The sequence below is a fragment of the Pseudomonas sp. 18173 genome, from assembly GCF_050432945.1.
In the GTDB taxonomy this organism is placed as follows: domain Bacteria; phylum Pseudomonadota; class Gammaproteobacteria; order Pseudomonadales; family Pseudomonadaceae; genus Aquipseudomonas.
This window is the reverse complement of record NZ_JBKFTN010000022.1, coordinates 1-23,646: the sequence shown is the minus strand read 5'-3', so window position 1 is coordinate 23,646 and position 23,646 is coordinate 1. Positions and strand designations below refer to the sequence as shown.

23 protein-coding genes and 4 tRNA genes are annotated in these 23,646 nt (G+C 55.9%); all 27 read right to left on the bottom strand.

Annotated features, from left to right (window positions below; translation table 11 throughout):
- Complete coding sequence (gene rpsC / locus ACLD1X_RS22405; RefSeq protein ID WP_007970424.1) at positions 1-687, bottom strand: 30S ribosomal protein S3; 687 nt, start codon at positions 685-687, stop codon at positions 1-3.
- 13 nt (positions 688-700) lie between these two features.
- Positions 701-1,033, bottom strand: a complete 333-nt coding sequence (gene rplV / locus ACLD1X_RS22400; RefSeq protein ID WP_003103908.1) for a 50S ribosomal protein L22 — start codon at positions 1,031-1,033, stop codon at positions 701-703.
- 11 nt (positions 1,034-1,044) lie between these two features.
- Positions 1,045-1,320, bottom strand: coding sequence for a 30S ribosomal protein S19 (gene rpsS / locus ACLD1X_RS22395; protein WP_002555486.1), 276 nt, complete (start codon positions 1,318-1,320; stop codon positions 1,045-1,047).
- A gap of 16 nt (positions 1,321-1,336) precedes the next feature.
- The gene (gene rplB / locus ACLD1X_RS22390) at positions 1,337-2,161 is read right to left on the bottom strand and encodes a 50S ribosomal protein L2 (RefSeq protein WP_008018194.1); all 825 of its coding nucleotides are present in this window, start codon (positions 2,159-2,161) and stop codon (positions 1,337-1,339) included.
- A 14-nt stretch (positions 2,162-2,175) separates the two neighbouring features.
- Positions 2,176-2,475, bottom strand: a complete 300-nt coding sequence (gene rplW, locus ACLD1X_RS22385) for a 50S ribosomal protein L23 (protein ID WP_002555488.1) — start codon at positions 2,473-2,475, stop codon at positions 2,176-2,178.
- The gene (gene rplD, locus ACLD1X_RS22380; RefSeq protein ID WP_003228735.1) at positions 2,472-3,074 is read right to left on the bottom strand and encodes a 50S ribosomal protein L4; all 603 of its coding nucleotides are present in this window, start codon (positions 3,072-3,074) and stop codon (positions 2,472-2,474) included. Before rplD ends, rplW begins: the two co-directional genes overlap by 4 nt.
- A gap of 12 nt (positions 3,075-3,086) precedes the next feature.
- Positions 3,087-3,722 carry a 50S ribosomal protein L3 gene (gene rplC, locus ACLD1X_RS22375; RefSeq protein ID WP_007955641.1) on the bottom strand — a complete coding sequence of 212 codons (636 nt, stop codon included), beginning with the start codon at positions 3,720-3,722 and terminating at the stop codon, positions 3,087-3,089.
- An 80-nt stretch (positions 3,723-3,802) separates the two neighbouring features.
- Positions 3,803-4,114 carry a 30S ribosomal protein S10 gene (gene rpsJ, locus ACLD1X_RS22370; protein WP_003186070.1) on the bottom strand — a complete coding sequence of 104 codons (312 nt, stop codon included), beginning with the start codon at positions 4,112-4,114 and terminating at the stop codon, positions 3,803-3,805.
- A gap of 158 nt (positions 4,115-4,272) precedes the next feature.
- On the bottom strand, positions 4,273-5,466 hold the full coding sequence (tuf, locus tag ACLD1X_RS22365; protein WP_008018195.1) for an elongation factor Tu: 1,194 nt from the start codon (positions 5,464-5,466) through the stop codon (positions 4,273-4,275).
- A gap of 30 nt (positions 5,467-5,496) precedes the next feature.
- Positions 5,497-7,602, bottom strand: coding sequence for an elongation factor G (gene fusA / locus ACLD1X_RS22360; RefSeq protein ID WP_007970420.1), 2,106 nt, complete (start codon positions 7,600-7,602; stop codon positions 5,497-5,499).
- Between the two features lie 30 nt (positions 7,603-7,632).
- Entirely contained in the window at positions 7,633-8,106 is a 474-nt protein-coding gene (gene rpsG, locus ACLD1X_RS22355; RefSeq protein WP_007970418.1) for a 30S ribosomal protein S7, read from the bottom strand.
- Between the two features lie 108 nt (positions 8,107-8,214).
- On the bottom strand, positions 8,215-8,586 hold the full coding sequence (gene rpsL / locus ACLD1X_RS22350) for a 30S ribosomal protein S12 (protein ID WP_003186084.1): 372 nt from the start codon (positions 8,584-8,586) through the stop codon (positions 8,215-8,217).
- A gap of 216 nt (positions 8,587-8,802) precedes the next feature.
- Positions 8,803-13,002: a DNA-directed RNA polymerase subunit beta' gene (rpoC, locus tag ACLD1X_RS22345; protein WP_429371374.1), complete on the bottom strand. Its 4,200-nt coding sequence runs from the start codon at positions 13,000-13,002 to the stop codon at positions 8,803-8,805.
- Positions 13,003-13,066: 64 nt separating this feature from the next.
- Complete coding sequence (gene rpoB, locus ACLD1X_RS22340; protein WP_008018199.1) at positions 13,067-17,140, bottom strand: DNA-directed RNA polymerase subunit beta; 4,074 nt, start codon at positions 17,138-17,140, stop codon at positions 13,067-13,069.
- Positions 17,141-17,360: 220 nt separating this feature from the next.
- Positions 17,361-17,726, bottom strand: a complete 366-nt coding sequence (rplL, locus tag ACLD1X_RS22335) for a 50S ribosomal protein L7/L12 (RefSeq protein ID WP_007970414.1) — start codon at positions 17,724-17,726, stop codon at positions 17,361-17,363.
- A gap of 75 nt (positions 17,727-17,801) precedes the next feature.
- The gene (gene rplJ, locus ACLD1X_RS22330; protein ID WP_007970413.1) at positions 17,802-18,302 is read right to left on the bottom strand and encodes a 50S ribosomal protein L10; all 501 of its coding nucleotides are present in this window, start codon (positions 18,300-18,302) and stop codon (positions 17,802-17,804) included.
- A gap of 198 nt (positions 18,303-18,500) precedes the next feature.
- Positions 18,501-19,196, bottom strand: coding sequence for a 50S ribosomal protein L1 (gene rplA, locus ACLD1X_RS22325; RefSeq protein ID WP_003186095.1), 696 nt, complete (start codon positions 19,194-19,196; stop codon positions 18,501-18,503).
- The gene (rplK, locus tag ACLD1X_RS22320; protein WP_007933726.1) at positions 19,196-19,627 is read right to left on the bottom strand and encodes a 50S ribosomal protein L11; all 432 of its coding nucleotides are present in this window, start codon (positions 19,625-19,627) and stop codon (positions 19,196-19,198) included. The genes rplA and rplK overlap by 1 nt, the downstream gene beginning before the upstream one ends.
- A 117-nt stretch (positions 19,628-19,744) precedes the next feature.
- Positions 19,745-20,278, bottom strand: coding sequence for a transcription termination/antitermination protein NusG (gene nusG, locus ACLD1X_RS22315; protein ID WP_007984405.1), 534 nt, complete (start codon positions 20,276-20,278; stop codon positions 19,745-19,747).
- 9 nt (positions 20,279-20,287) lie between these two features.
- Positions 20,288-20,656 (bottom strand): preprotein translocase subunit SecE, encoded by a 369-nt coding sequence (secE, locus tag ACLD1X_RS22310; protein WP_008018201.1) that lies wholly within the window; start codon positions 20,654-20,656, stop codon positions 20,288-20,290.
- Positions 20,657-20,701: 45 nt separating this feature from the next.
- A tRNA-Trp gene (locus ACLD1X_RS22305) sits at positions 20,702-20,777 on the bottom strand.
- Between the two features lie 175 nt (positions 20,778-20,952).
- Positions 20,953-21,028 (bottom strand) — tRNA-Thr (locus ACLD1X_RS22300).
- A 26-nt stretch (positions 21,029-21,054) separates the two neighbouring features.
- Positions 21,055-21,128 (bottom strand) — tRNA-Gly (locus tag ACLD1X_RS22295).
- Between the two features lie 24 nt (positions 21,129-21,152).
- A tRNA-Tyr gene (locus ACLD1X_RS22290) sits at positions 21,153-21,237 on the bottom strand.
- Between the two features lie 143 nt (positions 21,238-21,380).
- On the bottom strand, positions 21,381-21,821 hold the full coding sequence (locus ACLD1X_RS22285) for a hypothetical protein (RefSeq protein ID WP_429371369.1): 441 nt from the start codon (positions 21,819-21,821) through the stop codon (positions 21,381-21,383).
- Positions 21,822-21,828: 7 nt separating this feature from the next.
- The gene (locus ACLD1X_RS22280) at positions 21,829-22,578 is read right to left on the bottom strand and encodes a pantothenate kinase (RefSeq protein ID WP_429371367.1); all 750 of its coding nucleotides are present in this window, start codon (positions 22,576-22,578) and stop codon (positions 21,829-21,831) included.
- Positions 22,568-23,527 (bottom strand): bifunctional biotin--[acetyl-CoA-carboxylase] ligase/biotin operon repressor BirA, encoded by a 960-nt coding sequence (gene birA / locus ACLD1X_RS22275; RefSeq protein ID WP_429371365.1) that lies wholly within the window; start codon positions 23,525-23,527, stop codon positions 22,568-22,570. The genes ACLD1X_RS22280 and birA overlap by 11 nt, the downstream gene beginning before the upstream one ends.
- Positions 23,528-23,646 lie beyond the last annotated feature (119 nt).

Sequence of the window (23,646 nt, the reverse complement as noted above, 5' to 3'; positions counted from 1 at the left end):
TTACTTAGCAGCTTTTTTACGAGGCGCTGGTGCTTGTGGTTTCAGTTCTTCTTGGCGACCACCAATTACTTCGCCTTTGAAGATCCAAACCTTTACACCGATCACACCGTAGGTGGTGTGAGCTTCGTAGTTGGCATAGTCGATGTCGGCACGCAGGGTGTGCAATGGCACACGACCTTCGCGATACCATTCAGTACGTGCGATTTCAGCACCGCCGAGACGACCGCTCACTTGGATTTTGATGCCTTTGGCACCAATGCGCATGGCGTTCTGTACGGCGCGCTTCATGGCACGACGGAACATTACGCGACGCTCCAGCTGCTGAGCTACGCTCTGCGCAACCAGCATACCGTCGAGTTCCGGCTTGCGGATCTCTTCGATATTGATGTGCACAGGCACACCCATTTGCTTGGTCAGGTCCTGACGCAGTTTCTCAACATCTTCACCCTTCTTCCCGATAACGATACCTGGACGAGCGGTGTGGATGGTGATGCGTGCAGTTTGGGCCGGACGATGGATATCGATACGGCTTACGGACGCGCTTTTTAGTTTGTCTTGGAGGTACTCACGCACATTCAGATCTGCGAGCAAATAGTCCGCATAAGTCCGACCGTCTGCGTACCAGACGGAGGTGTGCTCCTTGACGATTCCCAGGCGAATGCCAATGGGATGTACTTTCTGACCCATCTCTTCGACTCCGTTACTTGTCAGCAACCTTGACAGTGATATGGCAAGACCGCTTGACGATGCGATCAGCACGGCCTTTGGCACGCGGCATGATGCGCTTCAGCGAACGCCCTTCGTTGACGAAAACAGTGCTGACCTTCAGGTCATCAACGTCTGCGCCTTCGTTATGCTCGGCGTTGGCTACGGCCGACTCCAGCACTTTCTTCATGATCTCGGCGGCTTTCTTACTGCTGAAAGCCAACAGGTTGAGCGCTTCGCCCACCTTCTTCCCGCGGATCTGGTCGGCGACCAAGCGGGCTTTCTGGGCGGAGATTCGAGCGCCCGACAACTTAGCGGCTACTTCCATTTCCTAACCCCTTAACGCTTGGCTTTCTTGTCTGCCACGTGCCCGCGATAAGTGCGGGTACCGGCGAACTCGCCCAGTTTGTGGCCGACCATGTCTTCGTTCACGAGAACTGGGACGTGCTGACGACCGTTGTGTACTGCGATGGTCAGACCGACCATTTGTGGCAGGATCATCGAACGACGCGACCAGGTTTTCACCGGTTTGCGATCGTTCTTTTCCGCCGCCACTTCGATCTTCTTCAGTAGGTGAAGATCGATAAAAGGACCTTTTTTCAGAGAACGTGGCACTGTCGTATCCCTCTATTTACTTGCGACGACGGACGATCATTTTGTCGGTACGCTTATTACCACGAGTCTTCGCGCCCTTAGTCGGGAAGCCCCATGGCGATACCGGATGACGACCACCAGAGGTACGACCTTCACCACCACCATGTGGGTGGTCAACCGGGTTCATGGCAACACCACGAACGGTTGGGCGAACGCCACGCCAGCGCTTGGCACCAGCTTTACCCAGCGAACGCAGGCTGTGCTCGGAGTTCGAGACTTCGCCCAGGGTCGCACGGCATTCAGCCAGGACTTTACGCATTTCACCGGAACGCAGACGCAGGGTAACGTACACGCCTTCACGAGCGATCAGCTGAGCCGAAGCACCAGCGGAACGAGCGATCTGTGCGCCTTTACCTGGCTTCAGTTCGATGCCGTGTACGGTAGAACCGACTGGAATGTTGCGCAGTTGCAGAGCGTTGCCTGGCTTGATTGGAGCCAGGGCACCTGCGATCAGCGTGTCGCCAGCACTCACGCCTTTAGGGGCGATGATGTAGCGGCGCTCGCCGTCTGCGTAGCAGAGCAGTGCGATGTGAGCAGTACGGTTTGGATCGTATTCGATACGCTCGACAGTGGCGACGATGCCATCTTTGTCGTTGCGACGGAAATCGACCATACGGTAATGCTGCTTATGACCACCACCGATGTGACGAGTGGTAATACGGCCATTGTTGTTACGACCACCAGTCTTCGATTTCTTCTCGAGCAGCGGTGCGTGAGGAGCGCCTTTATGCAGCTCCTGGTTGACCACCTTGACCACAAAACGGCGGCCAGGGGAAGTCGGTTTGCATTTAACGATTGCCATGATGCACCCCTTCCTTACTCAGCACTGCTGCTGAAATCGAGATCTTGGCCTGGCTGAAGGGAGATAACTGCCTTCTTCCAGTCATTACGCTTGCCCAGACCGCGAGCAGTGCGCTTGCTCTTACCCAGAACGTTCAGGGTAGTAACACGCTCTACTTTCACGCTGAACAGGCTTTCGACGGCCTTCTTGATTTCCAGCTTGGTTGCGTCAGTAGCAACCTTGAAAACGAACTGGCCTTTCTTGTCTGCCAGAACCGTAGCCTTCTCGGAAACGTGCGGGCCAAGCAGAACTTTAAATACGCGTTCCTGGTTCATCCCAGCAGCTCCTCGAATTTCTTCACGGCCGACACGGTGATCAACACCTTGTCGTATGCGATCAGACTAACTGGATCGGAACCTTGCACGTCACGTACATCTACGTGTGGCAGGTTACGAGCAGCCAGGTACAGGTTCTGATCAACAGCGTCCGACACGATCAGAACGTCGGTCAGGCTCATGTTGTTCAGTTTGCCCAGCAGGTCTTTGGTTTTCGGCGTTTCAACGGCGAAATCCTGAACCACGACCAGACGATCAGTACGCACCAGCTCAGCAAGGATGGAACGCATTGCTGCGCGATACATCTTCTTGTTCAGCTTCTGGGAGTGATCCTGTGGACGAGCTGCGAAAGTGGTACCACCGCCACGCCAGATTGGGCTACGGATAGTACCGGCACGAGCACGGCCAGTACCTTTCTGACGCCATGGGCGCTTACCGCCACCACGAACGTCGGAACGGGTCTTTTGCTGCTTGGAACCCTGACGGCCGCCGGCCATGTAGGCCACGACTGCTTGGTGAACCAGCGTCTCGTTGAACTCGCCGCCAAATGTCAGTTCGGAAACTTCGATCGCTTGAGCGTCATTTACATTTAATTGCATGTCAGCTTCCCCTTAACCGCGAGCCTTGGCTGCTGGACGTACAACCAAGTTGCCGCCAGTAGCGCCAGGAACAGCGCCCTTGACCAACAACAGATTGCGTTCAGCGTCCACGCGCACTACTTCGAGGGACTGCACGGTCACGCGCTCAGCGCCCATATGACCGGACATTTTTTTGCCCTTGAATACACGACCAGGAGTCTGGCACTGGCCGATAGAGCCTGGAACGCGGTGGGATACGGAGTTACCGTGGGTGTTATCTTGCCCGCGGAAATTCCAACGCTTGATCGTACCCTGGAAGCCTTTACCCTTGGACTGACCGGTTACATCAACCAGTTGACCAGCGGCGAAGATTTCAGCGTTGATCAGATCGCCGGCCTGGTACTCGCCTTCTTCAAGGCGGAATTCCATTACTGTACGACCAGCGGCAACGTTCGCTTTAGCGAAGTGGCCAGCCTGAGCTGCTGTTACACGCGAAGCGCGACGCTCGCCGACAGTGACTTGCACTGCACGATAGCCATCGGTTTCTTCAGTTTTGAACTGGGTGACGCGATTCGGCTCGATCTCAATGACCGTGACCGGAATGGAGACACCTTCTTCGGTGAAAATACGGGTCATACCCGCTTTACGACCGACTACACCAATAGTCATGTTGTAAACCTCATGAGTGTACGGGGCTTTCACCCGCTATGGCCGCCCATTTCAGAGCGTTACACGACTAAGACCGAGTCTTAGCCGAGGCTGATCTGCACTTCCACACCGGCCGCAAGATCAAGCTTCATAAGAGCATCAACGGTTTTATCCGTTGGCTGGACGATGTCCAGAACGCGCTTATGAGTACGGATCTCGTACTGGTCACGCGCGTCTTTGTTGACGTGCGGGGAGACCAGAACGGTGAACCGCTCTTTACGGGTAGGCAGTGGAATTGGACCACGCACTTGAGCACCAGTACGTTTCGCGGTTTCCACGATTTCCTGGGTGGATTGGTCGATCAGGCGATGGTCGAAAGCCTTCAACCTGATACGGATTTGCTGATTTTGCATTGGATTTCAGACTCCGGCTGCTATTCCCACCGGGCGCAATACGCCCGTTAAAAGGAGGCGCAATTCTATAGACGCCCCAGATAGGTGTCAACCCAATAAAAAAGCCCCCGCTGAGCGGGGGCTTTTTCAAAGCATCGAAGCTATCTCAAAAGAGATGCTTACTCGATGATTTTGGCTACGACGCCAGCGCCGACGGTACGACCGCCTTCACGGATAGCGAAACGCAGACCGTCTTCCATCGCGATGGTTTTGATCAGGGTAACAGTCATCTGAATGTTGTCACCTGGCATTACCATTTCAACGCCTTCTGGCAGCTCGCAGTTACCAGTCACGTCAGTAGTACGGAAGTAGAACTGTGGACGGTAGCCTTTGAAGAACGGAGTGTGACGGCCGCCTTCTTCCTTGCTCAGAACGTAAACTTCTGCGGTGAACTTGGTGTGCGGCTTAACCGAACCTGGCTTAACCAGAACCTGGCCACGCTCAACGTCGTCACGCTTGGTACCACGCAGCAGAACGCCGCAGTTCTCGCCAGCACGACCTTCGTCGAGCAGCTTGCGGAACATTTCAACACCGGTGCAGGTGGTGGTGGTGGTGTCACGCAGACCAACGATTTCCAGTGCATCTTGAACGCGAACGATACCGCGCTCGATACGACCAGTCACAACAGTACCGCGACCGGAGATCGAGAATACGTCTTCGATTGGCATCAGGAATGGCTTGTCGATAGCACGCTCTGGCTCTGGGATGTAGGTATCCAGAGTTTCAACCAGCTTGCGAACAGCGCTGGTGCCCATTTCGTTATCGTCTTTGCCTTCCAGAGCCATACGAGCCGAACCGATGATGATCGGAGTGTCGTCGCCTGGGAAGTCGTAGGTGGACAGCAGGTCGCGAACTTCCATCTCAACCAGTTCCAGCAGCTCAGCGTCGTCTACCAGGTCAGCCTTGTTCAGGAAGACCACGATGTACGGAACGCCTACCTGACGGGACAGCAGGATGTGCTCACGGGTTTGTGGCATCGGACCATCAGCGGCCGAGCAAACCAGGATCGCGCCGTCCATCTGGGCAGCACCGGTGATCATGTTCTTCACGTAGTCAGCGTGACCTGGGCAGTCAACGTGAGCGTAGTGACGAATGTTCGAGTTGTACTCGACGTGCGCGGTGTTGATGGTGATACCGCGAGCTTTTTCTTCTGGCGCGCTGTCGATCTTATCGAATTCAACTACGGCCGAACCGAAAACTTCGGAGCAGACGCGAGTCAGAGCTGCGGTCAGAGTGGTTTTACCGTGGTCAACGTGACCGATGGTGCCAACGTTGACGTGCGGTAGGGAACGATCAAATTTTTCTTTAGCCACGACAATTAACTCCTTGCCTAAAGGACTGAATCAGCCTTGTTTTTTGGTAACGGTTTCGACGATGTGCGACGGAGCCGTATTGTATTTTTTGAATTCCATAGAGTAGCTTGCGCGACCCTGGGACATGGAACGAACGTCGGTCGCATAACCGAACATCTCGCCCAGCGGAACTTCGGCACGAATTACTTTGCCGGAGACCGTGTCTTCCATACCCAAGATCATGCCGCGACGACGGTTAAGGTCGCCCATCACGTCACCCATATAGTCTTCAGGCGTAACAACCTCTACCGCCATGATCGGCTCAAGCAACTCACCGCCGCCCTTCTGGGCCAGTTGCTTGGTCGCCATGGAAGCAGCCACCTTAAACGCCATCTCGTTCGAGTCGACGTCGTGGTAAGAACCATCAAACACGGTAGCCTTCAGGCCGATCAGCGGATAGCCGGCAACAACGCCGTTCTTCATCTGCTCTTCGATACCCTTCTGGATAGCCGGGATGTATTCCTTAGGAACCACACCACCCACTACTTCGTTCAGGAATTGCAGACCTTCCTGACCTTCGTCAGCAGGAGCAAAGCGAATCCAGCAATGACCGAACTGGCCACGACCGCCGGACTGACGAACGAACTTGCCTTCGATTTCGCAGTTCTTCGTGATGCGCTCACGATACGAAACCTGAGGTTTACCGATGTTGGCTTCGACGTTGAACTCACGGCGCATCCGGTCAACCAGGATGTCCAGGTGCAGCTCGCCCATGCCGGAGATGATCGTTTGACCAGTCTCTTCATCAGTCTTGACGCGGAAAGACGGGTCTTCCTGAGCAAGTTTGCCCAGAGCGATACCCATTTTTTCCTGGTCATCCTTGGTCTTAGGCTCTACGGCAACCGAAATAACCGGCTCCGGGAAGTCCATGCGAACCAGGATGATTGGCTTGTCAGCGTTGCACAAGGTTTCACCAGTGGTGACATCCTTCATGCCGATCAGGGCCGCGATGTCACCAGCGCGTACTTCCTTGATCTCTTCACGGGCGTTTGCGTGCATTTGCACCATACGACCCACGCGCTCTTTCTTGCCTTTGACCGAGTTGATCACGCCGTCGCCGGAGGCCAACACGCCCGAGTAAACGCGGACGAAGGTCAAGGTACCCACGAATGGGTCGGTAGCGATCTTGAACGCCAGAGCCGAGAACGGCTCGTTGTCGTCTGCATGACGCTCCATTTGCTTTTCCTCGTCATCCGGGTCGGTACCCTTGATGGCAGGAATGTCGGTCGGAGCCGGCAGGTAGTCGATAACGGCGTCGAGAACCAGGGGAACGCCCTTGTTCTTGAAGGAAGAACCGCAAACAGCCAGAACGATCTCACCAGCGATAGTACGCTGACGCAGGGCGCCCTTGATTTCCTCGATGGAGAGCTCTTCACCCTCGAGGTACTTGTTCATCAGCTCTTCGCTGGCTTCGGCCGCAGCCTCTACCATGTTGTTGCGCCACTCTTCAGCCAGTTCCTGCAGTTCAGCAGGGATAGCTTCGCGACGTGGAGTCATGCCCTTGTCAGCGTCGTTCCAGTAAACCGCTTCCATGGTCATCAGATCGATCTGACCCTGGAAGTTGTCTTCGGAACCGATAGCCAACTGGATCGGCACCGGAGTGTGACCCAGACGCTGCTTGATCTGAGCGATCACACGCAGGAAGTTAGCACCGGCACGGTCCATCTTGTTCACGTAAACGATACGTGGAACACCGTACTTGTTGGCTTGACGCCATACGGTTTCGGACTGAGGCTCAACGCCGGAAGTGCCGCAGAACACAACGACCGCGCCGTCGAGTACACGCAGGGAACGTTCAACTTCAATAGTGAAGTCTACGTGACCCGGGGTATCGATGACGTTGAAGCGGTACTGGTCCTTGTGCTGCTTGGCGGAACCCTGCCAGAAGGCGGTAATGGCAGCAGAAGTAATGGTAATACCACGCTCCTGCTCCTGAACCATCCAGTCAGTGGTCGCAGCACCGTCGTGCACTTCGCCCATCTTGTGGCTTTTGCCAGTGTAAAAAAGGACGCGCTCGGTGGTGGTGGTTTTACCAGCATCCACGTGAGCAACGATACCGATGTTACGGTAGCGATTAATCGGTGTAGTACGAGCCATAAAGCCCTCGCAAAATGAGTGACGCTAGAATTAGAAGCGGTAGTGCGAGAAAGCCTTGTTGGCTTCAGCCATACGGTGCACGTCTTCACGCTTCTTAACTGCAGCACCTTTACCTTCAGCGGCGTCCAACAGTTCGCCAGCCAAACGCAGAGCCATGGACTTCTCGCCACGCTTACGGGCGAAGTCTACCAGCCAGCGCATTGCCAGAGCGTTACGACGGGAAGGACGAACCTCGACCGGAACCTGGTAAGTAGCACCACCAACGCGGCGCGACTTCACTTCGACCAGCGGAGCGATGGCGTCGAGTGCTTTTTCGAAGAGTTCCAGGGGATCGGTGCCGGCCTTACGAGCCTTCACGGTATCCAGGGCACCATAAACGATACGCTCGGCAACGGCTTTCTTGCCGCTTTCCATTACGTGGTTCATGAATTTGGCGAGGATTTGGCTTCCGTATTTCGGATCGTCCAGAATCTCACGCTTGGCTGCTACGCGACGTCTTGGCATTGATAAGCCCTCAAACGGTCTTCAGGTTAGCCCGGGACAGATCCTGTGGATACGTGCCCGACCTTACTCTTATCGACTCAATAAAATTAAAAACTGCAAAACGGCCGATTACTTCGGACGCTTGGTACCGTACTTCGAACGACCCTGGTTACGACCTTTAACACCGGAAGTATCCAACGAACCGCGAACGGTGTGGTAACGAACACCTGGCAAGTCTTTTACACGACCGCCGCGGATCAGTACCACGCTGTGCTCTTGCAGGTTGTGGCCTTCACCACCGATGTACGAGGAAACCTCGAAACCGTTGGTCAGACGCACACGGCATACTTTACGCAGTGCCGAGTTAGGTTTTTTCGGCGTGGTGGTGTACACACGGGTGCACACGCCACGGCGTTGCGGGCAGTTCTGCAGCGCAGGCACGTCGGATTTCTCGACGATACGCTTACGCGGCTGACGTACCAGCTGGTTGATAGTTGCCATCTACTAGCTCCACTGTTGTCTTGCGACGCTATTGTCTTGCAAGAAAAGCAAAATGGCAGGAACGAGTTCCCGCCAAATTTAGGGGTACAAGAGTCTAAAGAGGATCTTGTCCCCAGTCAAGGCAAGGCCCCGCCCTCCCCGCTCATCCAATCTCGACAATTTGTCTCGATTCGATGAACGGAGCGACCAGGGCCTCACACTCATTTACCGCAGAACTCAGTTACCGCTCGAGTTCAGCGCTTCGGTCAGTGCAGCTTCCACTTCACTGGCGCTTACGCGCAACGGCTTGTCTGCATCACGGCGACGCTTACGCTCGCTGTGATAGGCCAGGCCGGTACCAGCCGGGATCAGACGACCCACGACCACGTTTTCTTTCAGGCCGCGCAGGTAATCGCGCTTGCCGGTTACCGCCGCTTCGGTCAGTACGCGAGTGGTTTCCTGGAAGGAAGCCGCCGAGATGAACGATTCGGTGGACAACGACGCCTTGGTGATACCCAGCAGAACGCGAGTGAACTTGGAGACAAATTTGTCTTCGTTGCTCAAACGCTCGTTCTCTACCAGAACGTGAGTCAATTCCATCTGGTCGCCCTTGATGAAACTGGAATCGCCGGATTCAGCGATTTCAACTTTACGCAGCATCTGACGCAGGATGGTCTCGATGTGCTTGTCGTTGATCTTCACGCCTTGCAGACGGTAAACGTCCTGGATCTCGTTGACGATGTACTTGGCCAGCGCACTCACACCCAGCAGACGCAGGATGTCGTGTGGATCGCTCGGACCGTCGGAGATAACTTCGCCGCGGTTTACCTGTTCGCCTTCGAACACGTTCAGGTGACGCCACTTCGGAATCAGCTCTTCGTACGGATCGCTACCGTCGTTCGGGGTAATGACCAGACGGCGCTTGCCCTTGGTCTCTTTACCGAACGCGATGGTGCCGCTGACTTCAGCCAGAATCGACGCTTCCTTCGGACGACGGGCTTCGAACAGGTCGGCAACACGCGGCAGACCACCGGTGATGTCACGGGTCTTCGAAGTTTCTTGCGGGATACGAGCGATAACATCACCGATCGCGATCTTCGCACCGTCCGCTACACCGACCAGGGCGTTGGCTGGCAGGAAGTACTGAGCGATAACGTCAGTGCCTGGCAGCAACAGATCCTTGCCGTTGTCGTCGACCATCTTCACGGCTGGACGGATGTCCTTGCCGGCAGCTGGACGATCTTTGGCGTCGAGTACTTCAATGTTGGTCATACCGGTCAATTCGTCAGTCTGACGCTTGATCGTGATGCCTTCTTCCATGCCCACGTAGGTCACGGTACCTTTCATTTCGGTAACGATCGGGTGAGTGTGCGGATCCCACTTGGCCACGATTGCGCCAGCGTCGACCTTGTCACCTTCTTTAACCGAAATCACGGCACCGTACGGCAGCTTGTAACGCTCACGCTCACGACCGAAGTCATCAGCGATGGCCAGCTCACCGGAACGGGACACGGCAACCAGGTGACCGTCCACTCGCTCAACGTGTTTCAGGTTGTGCAGACGGACGGTACCGCCATTCTTCACCTGAACGCTGTCGGCTGCGGAGGTCCGGCTTGCCGCACCACCGATGTGGAACGTACGCATCGTCAGCTGGGTACCCGGCTCACCGATGGACTGGGCAGCGATAACGCCGACCGCTTCACCGATGTTCACCTGGTGACCACGAGCCAGATCGCGGCCGTAGCACTTGGCGCAAATGCCGTAGCGGGTTTCGCAGCTGATCGGCGAACGCACGATCACTTCGTCGATGCTGTTCAGCTCGATGAACTCGACCCACTTCTCGTCTACCAGGGTGCCGGCAGGAACGATGACGTCCTCGGTACCTGGCTTGAATACGTCACGGGCGATAACACGACCCAATACGCGCTCACCCAACGGCTCTACAACGTCACCGCCTTCAATGTGCGGAGTCATCAGCAGACCGTGTTCGGTGCCGCAATCGATCTCGGTTACAACCAGATCCTGCGCCACGTCTACCAGACGACGAGTCAGGTAACCGGAGTTAGCGGTTTTCAACGCGGTATCCGCCAGACCTTTACGAGCACCGTGAGTCGAGATGAAGTACTGGAGTACGCTCAGACCTTCACGGAAGTTCGCAGTAATCGGCGTTTCAATGATGGAACCGTCCGGCTTGGCCATCAGGCCACGCATACCGGCCAGCTGACGAATCTGTGCTGCGGAACCCCGCGCACCCGAGTCGGCCATCATGTACATCGAGTTGAAAGACTCTTGGTCGACTTCGTCGCCATGACGGTCGATGACTTTCTCTTTCGAGAGGTTGGCCATCATCGCCTTGGAAACTTCGTCGTTCGCTTTCGACCAAAGGTCGATCACTTTGTTGTACTTCTCGCCCTGGGTTACCAGGCCGGAGGCGTACTGACTTTCGATCTCTTTCACTTCGTCGGTGGCAGCACCGATGATGCGGGCTTTTTCATCCGGGATAACGAAGTCGTTAACACCGATGGAAACGCCGGAAATGGTCGAATAGGCAAAACCGGTGTACATCAACTGGTCAGCGAAGATCACGGTCTCTTTCAGACCAACCACGCGGTAGCACTGGTTGATCAGCTTGGAGATCGCCTTTTTCTTCATCGGCAGGTTGACGACGTCGTACGACAGACCTTTTGGCACAACCTGGAACAACAGCGCACGGCCGACAGTGGTGTCGACGATACGGGTGTTGGTCACGCTGCCGCCGTCACGGTCGTTGACGGTTTCGTTGATCCGGACTTTGACCTTGGCGTGCAGTGCGGCTTCGCCGGCACGGAACACACGGTCAACTTCCTGCAGATCCGCGAACACACGACCTTCGCCCTTGGCGTTGATCGCTTCACGCGTCATGTAGTACAGACCCAATACAACGTCCTGCGACGGAACGATGATTGGCTCACCGTTGGCTGGCGACAGGATGTTGTTGGTCGACATCATCAACGCACGCGCTTCCAGCTGGGCTTCCAGCGTCAGCGGTACGTGCACGGCCATTTGGTCGCCGTCGAAGTCGGCGTTGTACGCGGCGCAGACCAGAGGGTGCAGCTGGATAGCCTTACCTTCGATCAGTACCGGTTCAAACGCCTGGATGCCCAGACGGTGAAGGGTCGGTGCACGGTTGAGAAGAACCGGGTGTTCGCGAATTACTTCAGCGAGAACGTCCCAAACCTCTGGCAGCTCGCGCTCGACCATCTTCTTGGCAGCCTTGATGGTGGTCGCCAGACCACGCATTTCCAGCTTGCCGAAAATGAACGGCTTGAACAGCTCGAGAGCCATCTTCTTCGGCAGACCGCACTGGTGCAGACGCAGGGTCGGACCTACGGTAATTACCGAACGGCCGGAGTAGTCAACACGCTTACCGAGCAAGTTCTGACGGAAACGACCCTGCTTACCCTTGATCATGTCAGCCAGGGATTTCAGAGGACGCTTGTTGGAACCGGTGATAGCGCGGCCACGACGACCGTTGTCGAGCAGTGCGTCGACGGCTTCCTGCAACATACGCTTTTCGTTGCGCACGATGATGTCCGGAGCGGACAGATCCAGCAGGCGCTTCAAACGGTTGTTACGGTTGATCACTCGACGATAAAGATCGTTGAGGTCGGAAGTCGCGAAGCGACCGCCATCCAGCGGGACCAGTGGACGCAGATCTGGCGGCAGAACCGGCAGAACGGTCAGCACCATCCACTCTGGCAGGTTGCCGGAACCCTGGAAGGCTTCCATTAACTTCAGACGCTTGGACAGCTTCTTGATCTTGGTTTCGGAGTTGGTTTGCGGAATCTCTTCACGCAGACGGCCAATCTCGTGCTCCAGGTCGATAGCGTGCAGCAGTTCGCGGACAGCTTCAGCACCCATGCGGGCATCGAAATCGTCGCCGAACTCTTCCAGCGCTTCGAAGTACTGCTCATCGTTCAGCAGCTGACCTTTTTCAAGGGTGGTCATGCCTGGATCGATAACGACGTAGCTCTCGAAGTAGAGAACGCGCTCGATATCACGCAGGGTCATGTCCATCAGCAAGCCGATACGGGACGGCAGCGATTTCAGGAACCAGATGTGAGCAACCGGCGAGGCCAGTTCGATGTGCGCCATGCGCTCACGACGAACTTTTGCCAGCGCGACTTCAACGCCGCACTTCTCGCAGATTACGCCACGGTGCTTCAAGCGCTTGTACTTACCGCACAGGCACTCGTAATCCTTTACCGGGCCAAAGATCTTGGCGCAGAACAGGCCGTCACGCTCAGGTTTGAACGTACGGTAGTTGATGGTTTCCGGCTTTTTAACTTCACCGAACGACCACGAACGGATCATCTCAGGCGATGCCAATCCGATACGGATGGCGTCGAACTCTTCGACTTGACCCTGGTTTTTCAGCAAATTCAGTAGGTCTTTCAAGGCCTTTCCTCCTGGCGGAGCAGAGAGCGGGCAATCCTGCCCCGCTCTCGATTCGCGTCACGTGTTATTCGGTTTCCAGATCGATATCGATGCCGAGGGAACGAATTTCCTTGATCAACACGTTGAAGGACTCGGGCATGCCCGGCTCCATACGGTGATCGCCATCCACGATGTTTTTGTACATCTTGGTACGGCCGTTCACATCGTCCGACTTCACTGTGAGCATTTCTTGCAGAGTGTAAGCGGCACCGTATGCTTCCAGTGCCCAGACCTCCATCTCCCCGAAACGCTGACCACCGAACTGCGCCTTACCACCCAGCGGCTGCTGGGTAACCAGGCTGTACGAACCGGTAGAACGAGCGTGCATCTTGTCGTCTACCAAGTGGTTCAGCTTCAGCATGTACATGTAGCCAACGGTAACCGGGCGCTCGAACTTGTTGCCGGTACGGCCGTCGGTCAGCTGCATCTGGCCGCTTTCTGGCAGGTCCGCCAGTTTCAGCATGGCCTTGATTTCGCTTTCCTTGGCGCCGTCGAACACTGGAGTGGCCATTGGAACGCCGCCACGCAGGTTTTGAGCCAGGTCCAGGATTTCCTGGTCCGAGAAGTCATCGAGGCTTTCCTGACGACCGCCGATCTCGTTGTAGATCTCGTGCAGGAACTTGCGCAGCTCGGCAACCTTGCGCTGCTCTTCAACCATGCGGTTGATCTTCTCGCCCAGACCTTTGGCCGCGAGGCCCAGGTGGGTTTCAAGGATCTGACCGACGTTCATACGCGAAGGTACGCCCAACGGGTTGAGGACCACGTCGACCGGGGTGCCATTGGCATCGTGCGGCATGTCTTCAACCGGCATGATCACGGAGACCACACCCTTGTTACCGTGACGACCGGCCATCTTGTCGCCCGGCTGGATGCGACGACGGATTGCCAGGTAAACCTTGACGATTTTCAGCACGCCTGGAGCCAGGTCATCGCCCTGCTGCAGTTTGCGCTTCTTGTCTTCGAACTTGTCGTCCAGCAGACGGCGACGATCAACGATGTAGGCCTGGGCCTTCTCGAGCTGCTCGTTCAGAGCATCTTCAGCCATGCGCAGTTTGAACCACTGGCCGTGCTCAAGACCGTCGAGAACTTCGTCGGTGATGTCCTGGCCTTTCTTCAGACCGGCGCCGCCTTCGGCTTTGTGGCCGACCAGAGCGGAACGCAGACGTTCGAAAGTAGCACCTTCAACGATACGGAACTCTTCGTTCAGGTCCTTGCGGATCTCGTCCAGCTGGGACTTCTCGATCGACAGGGCACGAGCGTCACGCTCAACGCCGTCGCGGGTGAAGACCTGTACGTCGATGACAGTACCTTTGGTACCGGTAGGTACACGCAGGGAGGTGTCTTTAACGTCGCTGGCTTTTTCACCGAAGATCGCACGCAGCAGTTTTTCTTCCGGAGTCAGCTGGGTCTCGCCTTTCGGAGTGACCTTACCGACCAGGATGTCGCCTGCGCCAACTTCAGCACCTACGTAAACGATACCGGCTTCGTCCAGCTTGTTCAGTGCCGCTTCACCCACGTTCGGGATGTCGGCAGTGATTTCCTCTGGGCCAAGCTTGGTGTCACGGGCCACACAGGTCAGTTCCTGGATGTGGATCGTGGTGAAACGGTCTTCCTGAACCACACGCTCGGACAGGCAGATGGAGTCTTCGAAGTTGAAGCCGTTCCATGCCATGAACGCGATGCGCATGTTCTGACCCAGTGCCAGTTCACCCATGTCGGTGGACGGGCCGTCGGCCATGATGTCGCTACGCTGAACCCGATCACCCTTACGCACCAGCGGACGCTGGTTGATGCAGGTGTTCTGGTTGGAGCGGGTGTATTTGGTCAGGTTGTAGATGTCGACACCGGCTTCACCGGTTTCAACTTCGTCATCGGCAACACGAACCACGATACGGCTGGCGTCGACGGAGTCGATCACGCCGCCACGACGAGCCACGACGCAAACGCCGGAGTCACGGGCTACGTTACGCTCCATGCCGGTACCTACCAGCGGCTTGTCGGCACGCAGGGTCGGTACAGCTTGACGCTGCATGTTCGAACCCATCAACGCACGGTTGGCGTCGTCGTGCTCGAGGAACGGAATCAGCGACGCAGCAACCGAAACTACCTGCTTCGGCGAAACGTCCATCAAGGTGACGTCTTCCGGCGCCTTGACGGTGAATTCGTTCAGGTGACGAACAGCTACCAGCTCGTCGATCAGGACTTTCTTGTCGTTCATCGTGGCCGAAGCCTGAGCGATCACGTGATCGGCTTCTTCGATGGCGGACAGGAACACGATCTCGTCGGTGACCAGAGCGTCTTTCACCACGCGGTACGGGCTCTCGAGGAAGCCGTACTGGTTGGTGCGCGCATAAGCGGCCAGGGAGTTGATCAGGCCGATGTTCGGACCTTCCGGCGTTTCAATCGGGCATACGCGACCGTAGTGAGTCGGGTGTACGTCACGAACTTCAAAGCCCGCGCGCTCACGAGTCAGACCGCCAGGGCCGAGTGCAGAGACACGACGCTTGTGGGTGATCTCGGACAGCGGGTTGTTCTGGTCCATGAACTGGGACAGCTGGCTGGAACCGAAGAACTCTTTCACCGCCGCAGCCACTGGCTTGGCGTTGATCAGGTCTTGCGGCATCAGGCCTTCGCTTTCAGCCATCGACAGACGCTCTTTGACCGCACGCTCAACACGTACCAGGCCAACGCGGAACTGGTTCTCGGCCATTTCGCCTACGCAGCGAACACGACGGTTACCCAGGTGGTCGATGTCATCGACGATGCCTTTACCGTTACGGATGTCGACCAGGGTCTTCAGTACCGCGACGATGTCTTCCTTGCACAGCACGCCCGAACCTTCGATCTCGGTACGACCGATACGACGGTTGAACTTCATCCGGCCGACCGCAGACAGGTCATAGCGCTCAGGGCTGAAGAACAGGTTGTTGAACAGGGTCTCGGCAGCGTCTTTGGTTGGCGGCTCGCCAGGACGCATCATGCGATAGATCTCGACCAGCGCTTCCAGTTGGTTGCTGGTGGAGTCGATCTTCAAGGTGTCGGAGACGAACGGACCGCAGTCGATATCGTTGGTGTACAGAGTTTCGATGCGAACAACGCCGGCCTTGGCGATTTTCGCCAGGATCTCGGTGTTCAGCTCGGTGTTGCACTCTGCCAGGATTTCGCCGGTTGCCGGATGCACGATGACCTTGGCGGTTGTGCGACCCAGGACGTAGTCCAGAGGCACATCCAGCTCTTTGATCCCGGCTTTTTCCAGCTGGTTGATGTGGCGAGCGGTGATACGACGACCTTGCTCGACAATAACCTTGCCTTTGTCATCCTGAATATCGAGGACAGCGATTTCACCGCGCAGGCGCTGAGGCACCAGCTCCAGGCTCAGGGTTTCGCCCTTCACGTGGAATACGTTGGTGGTATAGAACGCGTCCAGCACTTCTTCAGTGGTATAGCCCAGCGCGCGCAGCAGTACCGAGGCTGGCAGCTTGCGACGACGGTCGATACGCACGAATACGCAGTCTTTCGGGTCGAACTCGAAGTCCAGCCACGAACCGCGGTAAGGAATGATGCGCGCGGAGTACAGCAGTTTGCCGGAGCTGTGCGTCTTGCCACGGTCGTGGTCGAAGAACACGCCCGGGGAACGGTGCAGCTGGGAAACGATTACACGCTCGGTACCATTGATTACGAAGGTACCGTTTTCAGTCATCAGGGGAATTTCACCCATGTAGACTTCTTGCTCTTTGATGTCCTTGATCGCTTTGTTCGACGATTCTTTGTCGAAAATGATCAGGCGCACTTTTACCCGCAAAGGTACGGCGTAAGTTACACCGCGCAATACGCATTCTTTGACATCAAATGCCGGTTCGCCCAGACGATATCCGACGTACTCCAGCGCAGCATTGCCGGAGTAGCTGATGATCGGGAAAACGGATTTGAAGGCCGCATGCAGGCCCACGTCGCGGAACTGATCTTTAGTCGCTCCCGCTTGCAAGAATTCACGATACGAATCCAGCTGGATGGCCAGGAGGTACGGCACATCCATGACGTCCGGCAACTTGCTAAAGTCCTTGCGGATACGTTTTTTCTCAGTATATGAGTAAGCCATCAGCGTTCCCCAGCTTGGTCACCTGCTTGTTTGGCCCCTCCCGACGGGAGCAGCCAGAAAATCGTGCAAACCCCATGGTTTGCGCCACCGCATCGGGTGGTTACAGCACGTTATCGGCACCGACCCAGTCGGCTGCCAATAACGGAAAAAGGCCGGTGGCAAGAGCCACCAGCCATCAGCCTGTCGCTTAACGCTCGGGCTGGAGGAGCAAAGTCGATGCTTACTTCAGCTCGACTTTAGCGCCTGCTTCTTCCAGAGCTGCTTTGGCTTTGTCAGCTGCGTCTTTGGCAACAGCTTCCAGAACCATGGCAGGTGCGCCGTCAACTACAGCCTTGGCTTCTTTCAAGCCCAGACCGGTCAGTTCACGTACAGCCTTGATCACGTTAACTTTCTTCTCGCCAGCTTCGGTCAGCATGACGTTGAATTCGGTTTGCTCTTCAGCAACTGCAGCAGCAACAGCTGGACCAGCCGATGCAGCAGCAGCGGTAACACCGAATTTTTCTTCGAAAGCTTTGATCAGCTCAACAACTTCCATTACGGACATGTTGCCAACTGCTTCAAGGATATCGTTCTGAGAGATAGACATGAATCTAATTCCTGATATTGGGGACGGCCTACGCGACCATCGAAAAAAACAAAAAACGCGAGAAGTTGACGAGCCTTAGGCTGCAGCAGCTTCTTTCTGGTCGCGAATTGCCGCCAGAGTACGAGCCAATTTGCTGGTAGCGCCTTGAATCACGCTCATCAGCTGAGAAATTGCTTCGTCACGGGTCGGCAGAGTTGCCAGTACGTCGATTTGGTTAGCTGCGAGGAACTTGCCCTCGAACGCAGCTGCCTTGATCTCGAACTTGTCCTGACCCTTTGCGAATTCCTTGAAGATCCGGGCAGCAGCGCCTGGATGTTCCTTGGAGAACGCAATCAGGGTAGGGCCGGTGAACACGTCGTTGAGGACACTGAATTCAGTGTCAGCAACAGCGCGCTTGAGCAGGGTGTTACGTACGACACGTACGTAAACGCCAGCTTCACGAGCCTCTTTACGGAGTCCGGTCATCGCGCCTACTGTTACGCCACGGGCATCAGCCACGACAGCGGACAGAGCGACTTTGGCAGCCTCGTTGACTTCAGCGACGATGGCCTTCTTGTCTTCGAGTTTAATTGCCACGGGTTTAACTCCTGCTTGTTACCGTTTCATCTGGTCGAAACCGGATGTCGTTTTGGTGTCTGATTCGGTAAGGAACCGGGAGCACCATCTGCGTAGGCTTGTGGTTTAAGACTTGCGTCGCCTACGGTCTTGGATAGCCCCCGCCAGGCAGGGACCCCAATTTTTCAATTGGCGCAATCGCTTGCGCCAATTTGTGTCTTACGCGTCGAGCGAGCTTTGGTCGATGACCAGACCTGGGCCCATAGTGGTGCTCAGGGTGACGCGCTTGACGTAAATGCCTTTCGAGGAAGCTGGCTTGATACGCTTCAGATCAGCGATCAGGGCTTCAACGTTTTCCTTCAGCTTGACGGCGTCGAAGCCGATCTTGCCAACGGAAGTGTGGATGATGCCGTTTTTGTCGGTGCGATAACGAACCTGACCAGCCTTGGCGTTTTTAACCGCGGTAGCTACGTCTGGAGTTACGGTGCCGACTTTAGGGTTAGGCATCAGACCACGTGGACCGAGGATCTGACCCAACTGACCCACAACGCGCATGGCATCCGGGGATGCAATCACTACGTCATAGTTCAGGTCGCCGCCTTTCATTTCGGCAGCCAGGTCGTCCATACCTACGCGATCAGCGCCGGCAGCCAGAGCGGCTTCAGCAGCTGGACCCTGGGTGAACACGGCAACGCGAACAGTCTTGCCAGTGCCGTGTGGCAGCACGGTAGCGCTACGAACGACCTGGTCGGATTTACGCGGGTCAACACCCAGGTTTACAGCTACGTCGAACGACTCGCTGAACTTGACTGTCGACAGCTCGGCCAGCAGAGCAGCGGCGTCTACAAAGTTGTAGGCCTTGCCTGCTTCGATTTTGCCGGCGATAGCCTTTTGACGCTTGGTCAGCTTAGCCATTACACACCCTCCACGTTAAGGCCCATGCTACGAGCAGAACCGGCGATAGTACGCACGGCTGCTTCCATATCAGCTGCAGTCAGATCCGCGTTTTTGGTTTTCGCGATTTCTTCCAGCTGAGCACGAGTCACGGTGCCAACCTTAACGGTGTTCGGACGAGCGGAACCGCTGGTCAGACCGGCCGCCTTCTTCAGCAGAACCGAAGCAGGGGTGGATTTGGTTTCGAAAGTGAAGCTACGGTCGCTGTAGACAGTGATGATCACTGGAGTCGGCAGACCTGGTTCAAGACCCTGAGTACGGGCGTTGAAAGCCTTGCAGAATTCCATGATGTTCACGCCGTGCTGACCCAGAGCAGGACCAACAGGTGGGCTTGGGTTAGCCTGAGCGGCCTTCACTTGCAGCTTGATGTAAGCGGTAATCTTCTTGGCCATGAGGCACTCCAATTACGGGTTCGAACGCCTCGAGAGGCTCCCCGGTTACTTGCGCGTTTATCCCAGTGACGACAAAACCCCACAGCCTACGGCTGCGGGGTTGGGATTTTTGTTCAACTAGACCTTTTCGACCTGGCTGAACTCGAGCTCCACCGGAGTAGAGCGACCGAAAATGAGCACTGCGACCTGGATCCGGCTCTTTTCGTAGTTAACTTCTTCAACAACACCGGTAAAGTCCGCGAACGGACCGTCATTGACGCGTACCGATTCGCCCGGCTCGAACAACGTCTTCGGCTTCGGCTTGTCGCTACCATCGGCAACGCGGCGCAGAATCGCTTCTGCTTCTTTATCGGTGATCGGTGCAGGCTTGTCGGCGGTACCGCCGATAAAACCCATCACCCGAGGAGTATCCTTGACCAAGTGCCAAGTACCCTCGTTCATATCCATCTGCACCAGCACGTAACCAGGGAAGAATTTGCGTTCGCTTTTGCGCTTCTGGCCATTGCGCATTTCAACCACTTCTTCAGTGGGAACCAGAATCTCGCCGAAGCCATCTTCCATACCAGCCAGCTTTACGCGCTCGATCAGCGAGCGCATTACATGCTTCTCGTAACCGGAGTAAGCATGCACAACATACCAACGCTTAGCCACGGGACACCCTTAGCCGACGATCAAGGAAACAAGCCAGCCGAGCAGGGAATCAAGCCCCCACAACAGCAACGCCATAACCAGAACAACAGCCACCACAATCAGGGTGGTCTGCGTGGTTTCTTGGCGAGTTGGCCACACGACTTTACGAATCTCGGTGCGAGCTTCCTTAACCAGTACAAAGAAAGACTTGCCCTTCGCAGTCTGCAGGCCTACAAAGGCAGCTACAGCAGCAATGGCGAGCAATGCGAGTACGCGGTACAGGATCGGCGAAGCAGAGAAATACTGATTTCCAACAACGCCAACAATCACCAGAGCGACTACTACCAGCCACTTGAGGAGATCGAAGCGAGAGCCTTGAGCTTCAGCTTTAGGAGTCATCTATGAAGATCCTGTGAAAAGAAAGCCAGACACACCGAGTGAATCTGGCAGGTCAGGAGGGAATCGAACCCCCAACCTACGGTTTTGGAGACCGTCGCTCTGCCAATTGAGCTACTGACCTAAAACAAAATCAGGCCGACCATTATGCCGGCCTGAAGGAGACTTTACAACAATTTACTCTGGAGCCCTGGTTACGACATCCGCGCCGGCGCTACAACCACCATCACCACGAACAACCAAAGGCAACCTGAACCACTTAAAACAAAGGCAGATATTTTCATATCTGCCTTGTTATATGGAGCTCTTGAGCGGATTTGAACCGCTGACCTCACCCTTACCAAGGGTGTGCTCTACCAACTGAGCTACAAGAGCGTAACACTGTGCAAAACCTGTAAACTTGGAGCGGGTAGCGGGAATCGAACCCGCATCATCAGCTTGGAAGGCTGAGGTTCTACCACTAAACTATACCCGCGAGGCTTACAGCTCTCGCTAAAAATGGTGGAGGGGGAAGGATTCGAACCTTCGAAGTCGTAGACGTCAGATTTACAGTCTGATCCCTTTGGCCGCTCGGGAACCCCTCCTAAGCGAGCCGGCATTCTACATCATGCCAGCCTTCTGTCAAGCATTTTTCTCATTAAAAACCTGAGCTTAGCTGCGTTGACCTCGCTTCACACCGTTAACCGTTTCCGGTGTTCGCTGTGGAGCGGGCGCCATTCTATGCAAACTATTCGATGGGTGCAACCCCCTCGCACGGCATTATTTTATGTTTTAACTCATTGAATTCTTTAGAAAGGTTTATCAGCTGAAGATCGTCCAGCCAGCGCCGGCTTTCCGGGGCCACACGCAGCCAATAACCGGCAGTTTCGGAGCCACCCCGGGGCAACGCCTGAAACTTGACTTCCATGCCAGTCAACCTGCGCTCAAGCCCCTGGGCCACGTCCTGACGGGTAAAACCGCCCAGATAAAGACAGCCGGAATCCGGCTGGGCTGCCTTGCCCTTGTCCTTGGCCGCCTCCCCCGCCTCACTCAACAGACGGATATCCTGCTGGGACCCGCGATACAGACTCAAAGGCGTGACATCCTTCGCGCGTAGCGGGGCCTCCTGTTGATGCCAGATGTAGTAGAAGCCATTGAGGACAAGCAGCAACAGAAACAACCAACGCATAAAAACCTCAGGACAAGGGACAGGCCATGGCCAATCCGACAAACACCAGGTCCGGAACCACCCTGGCCTGAGGCACGACCTCGGAAACCAGGTTTGCATCCCCCCCTGTGAGGAATACGACAAAGTCCTCACCCCAGTAACTGCGCGCCAACTCGAGCTGAGTCAGCACGAAGCCACGCAACATCAGCAAACAACCGCGCTCTACAGCCTCAACAGTCGCACGACCTGGAACAAGACTTTCCAGAGCCTGCTCAGCTGCCAGGTCGCCATAACGAATCTTGCGGGTATGGGTGCGCAACTGGTTGCGCATCAACGGCATGCCCGGACAGATGAAACCACCCAGGTGCTCTCCATCCGCCGCGATAAAGTCAGCAGTCACGGCCGTACCGAAGTCGAGCACCAGGCACGCACCTGAAGCCAGATGAAAGCCTCCAAGCATTGCCAGCCACCGATCCAGACCCAGCCGCTCAAACTCCTCGTACCCATTGCGCACACCTGACATTTCGCGCGCAGGCGTTGCGCACACAACCGGCACATCAAAGGTTTCCCTTAGCAAAGACGTCAGTGCACCGGTCTCTTCCGCCGTCCTGACGCTCACCAGCCGGCAAAACGTGAGAGCAAGCCCTGTAAGCGCCCGCAACCCCTCAAGCAATGCGAGGTTGGAATCGACGACCCCCTCACCAAGCACCTGTCCGGCATTTGCGGCCAGCACGCGCCACTTGATAAAACTATTCCCACAATCGAGCTCAAGAATCATCACGCAACCTCAGGCTCAATTCACCACCACTGAAGACTTTCTCCACACCATCCACCTTCAGGCGCAAGGCGCCCTGGCCATCAATACCAAGCACCTCGCCATCAATTTGATTGACACCGGCAATCAACGACACGCTGCGCCCCTGCCACAGGTGATTCTGCTCCCACTCGGACTGGATGGCCAAAAAGCCGCCCGCCTGATGACGCTCCAGGTATCGCTGCAGCATCTCCCCCAACCGGGCGACCAATTGGTTGCGATCAAACAATTTGCCAGACTCGAGCCGCATGGACGTCCATTGCTGGTCCACCTCGTCAGCGGACTGCATGTTCACATTGATTCCCACCCCGAGAACCACGTGACACACATCAGCGGGATCACCCACCAATTCGAGCAATATACCCGCGATCTTTTTCTGGCCCACAAGTACATCGTTAGGCCACTTCAATCCAGCGGATGCAATGCCGAGCTCACGCAGCGTCTGCAAAACAGCGAGCCCAACGACAAGGCTCAGCCCCTCCAGCTGACGCATCCCGCCATCGATACGCAGCACCAGGCTGTAATAGACGTTTTCTGCGAACGGACTGACCCATTTGCGACCACGTCGCCCGCGCCCGGCCGTCTGCCGCTCCGCAAGCACAAGAAAGGGTGCTGCCTGGCCCTGCTCTACGGCACGCAGTGCCTCGGCGTTCGTGGAGTCGATCGAGTCGTAGACATGGACGGGCCAGTCGCAGGAAAGCGCCTGCGCACTTATCTCAGAAGGATCGAGCAGCGCTAATGGCGCTGACAATTGATAGCCGCGTCCACGAACTTTATGAATAGACAGACCCAGCTCAGCCTCCAAATGCTGAAGCTGCTTCCACACGGCACTACGACTGACGCCCAGGGCAGCACCCAGCGCTTGGCCCGAATGGAATCGGCCATCTTTAAGAAGCTTTAACAACGTCAGCATGCAGGTCTCGCCTCACAATGAGGCCCGCATGATAGCCACGCGCCGAGCTATTGCATAGAAATCCAGTAGCCGCGGCTTTTCTGCGGACAAAAACAAAACCCCTACCTGCATACGCAGAT

What these genes read in the sequence shown, in the direction of transcription:
- rpsC (WP_007970424.1), bottom strand. Translation starts at nt 687, where the DNA reads ATGGGTCAGAAAGTACATCCCATTGGCATTCGCCTGGGAATCGTCAAG.
- rplV (WP_003103908.1), bottom strand. Translation starts at nt 1,033, where the DNA reads ATGGAAGTAGCCGCTAAGTTGTCGGGCGCTCGAATCTCCGCCCAGAAA.
- rplB (WP_008018194.1), bottom strand. Translation starts at nt 2,161, where the DNA reads ATGGCAATCGTTAAATGCAAACCGACTTCCCCTGGCCGCCGTTTTGTG.
- rplW (WP_002555488.1), bottom strand. Translation starts at nt 2,475, where the DNA reads ATGAACCAGGAACGCGTATTTAAAGTTCTGCTTGGCCCGCACGTTTCC.
- rplD (WP_003228735.1), bottom strand. Translation starts at nt 3,074, where the DNA reads ATGCAATTAAATGTAAATGACGCTCAAGCGATCGAAGTTTCCGAACTG.
- rplC (WP_007955641.1), bottom strand. Translation starts at nt 3,722, where the DNA reads ATGACTATTGGTGTAGTCGGTCGTAAAGCGGGTATGACCCGTATTTTC.
- rpsJ (WP_003186070.1), bottom strand. Translation starts at nt 4,114, where the DNA reads ATGCAAAATCAGCAAATCCGTATCAGGTTGAAGGCTTTCGACCATCGC.
- fusA (WP_007970420.1), bottom strand. Translation starts at nt 7,602, where the DNA reads ATGGCTCGTACTACACCGATTAATCGCTACCGTAACATCGGTATCGTT.
- rpsG (WP_007970418.1), bottom strand. Translation starts at nt 8,106, where the DNA reads ATGCCAAGACGTCGCGTAGCAGCCAAGCGTGAGATTCTGGACGATCCG.
- rpsL (WP_003186084.1), bottom strand. Translation starts at nt 8,586, where the DNA reads ATGGCAACTATCAACCAGCTGGTACGTCAGCCGCGTAAGCGTATCGTC.
- rpoB (WP_008018199.1), bottom strand. Translation starts at nt 17,140, where the DNA reads ATGGCTTACTCATATACTGAGAAAAAACGTATCCGCAAGGACTTTAGC.
- rplL (WP_007970414.1), bottom strand. Translation starts at nt 17,726, where the DNA reads ATGTCTATCTCTCAGAACGATATCCTTGAAGCAGTTGGCAACATGTCC.
- rplA (WP_003186095.1), bottom strand. Translation starts at nt 19,196, where the DNA reads ATGGCTAAGCTGACCAAGCGTCAAAAGGCTATCGCCGGCAAAATCGAA.
- rplK (WP_007933726.1), bottom strand. Translation starts at nt 19,627, where the DNA reads ATGGCCAAGAAGATTACCGCTTACATCAAGCTGCAAGTGAAGGCCGCT.
- secE (WP_008018201.1), bottom strand. Translation starts at nt 20,656, where the DNA reads ATGACTCCTAAAGCTGAAGCTCAAGGCTCTCGCTTCGATCTCCTCAAG.
- ACLD1X_RS22285 (WP_429371369.1), bottom strand. Translation starts at nt 21,821, where the DNA reads ATGCGTTGGTTGTTTCTGTTGCTGCTTGTCCTCAATGGCTTCTACTAC.
- ACLD1X_RS22280 (WP_429371367.1), bottom strand. Translation starts at nt 22,578, where the DNA reads ATGATTCTTGAGCTCGATTGTGGGAATAGTTTTATCAAGTGGCGCGTG.
- birA (WP_429371365.1), bottom strand. Translation starts at nt 23,527, where the DNA reads ATGCTGACGTTGTTAAAGCTTCTTAAAGATGGCCGATTCCATTCGGGC.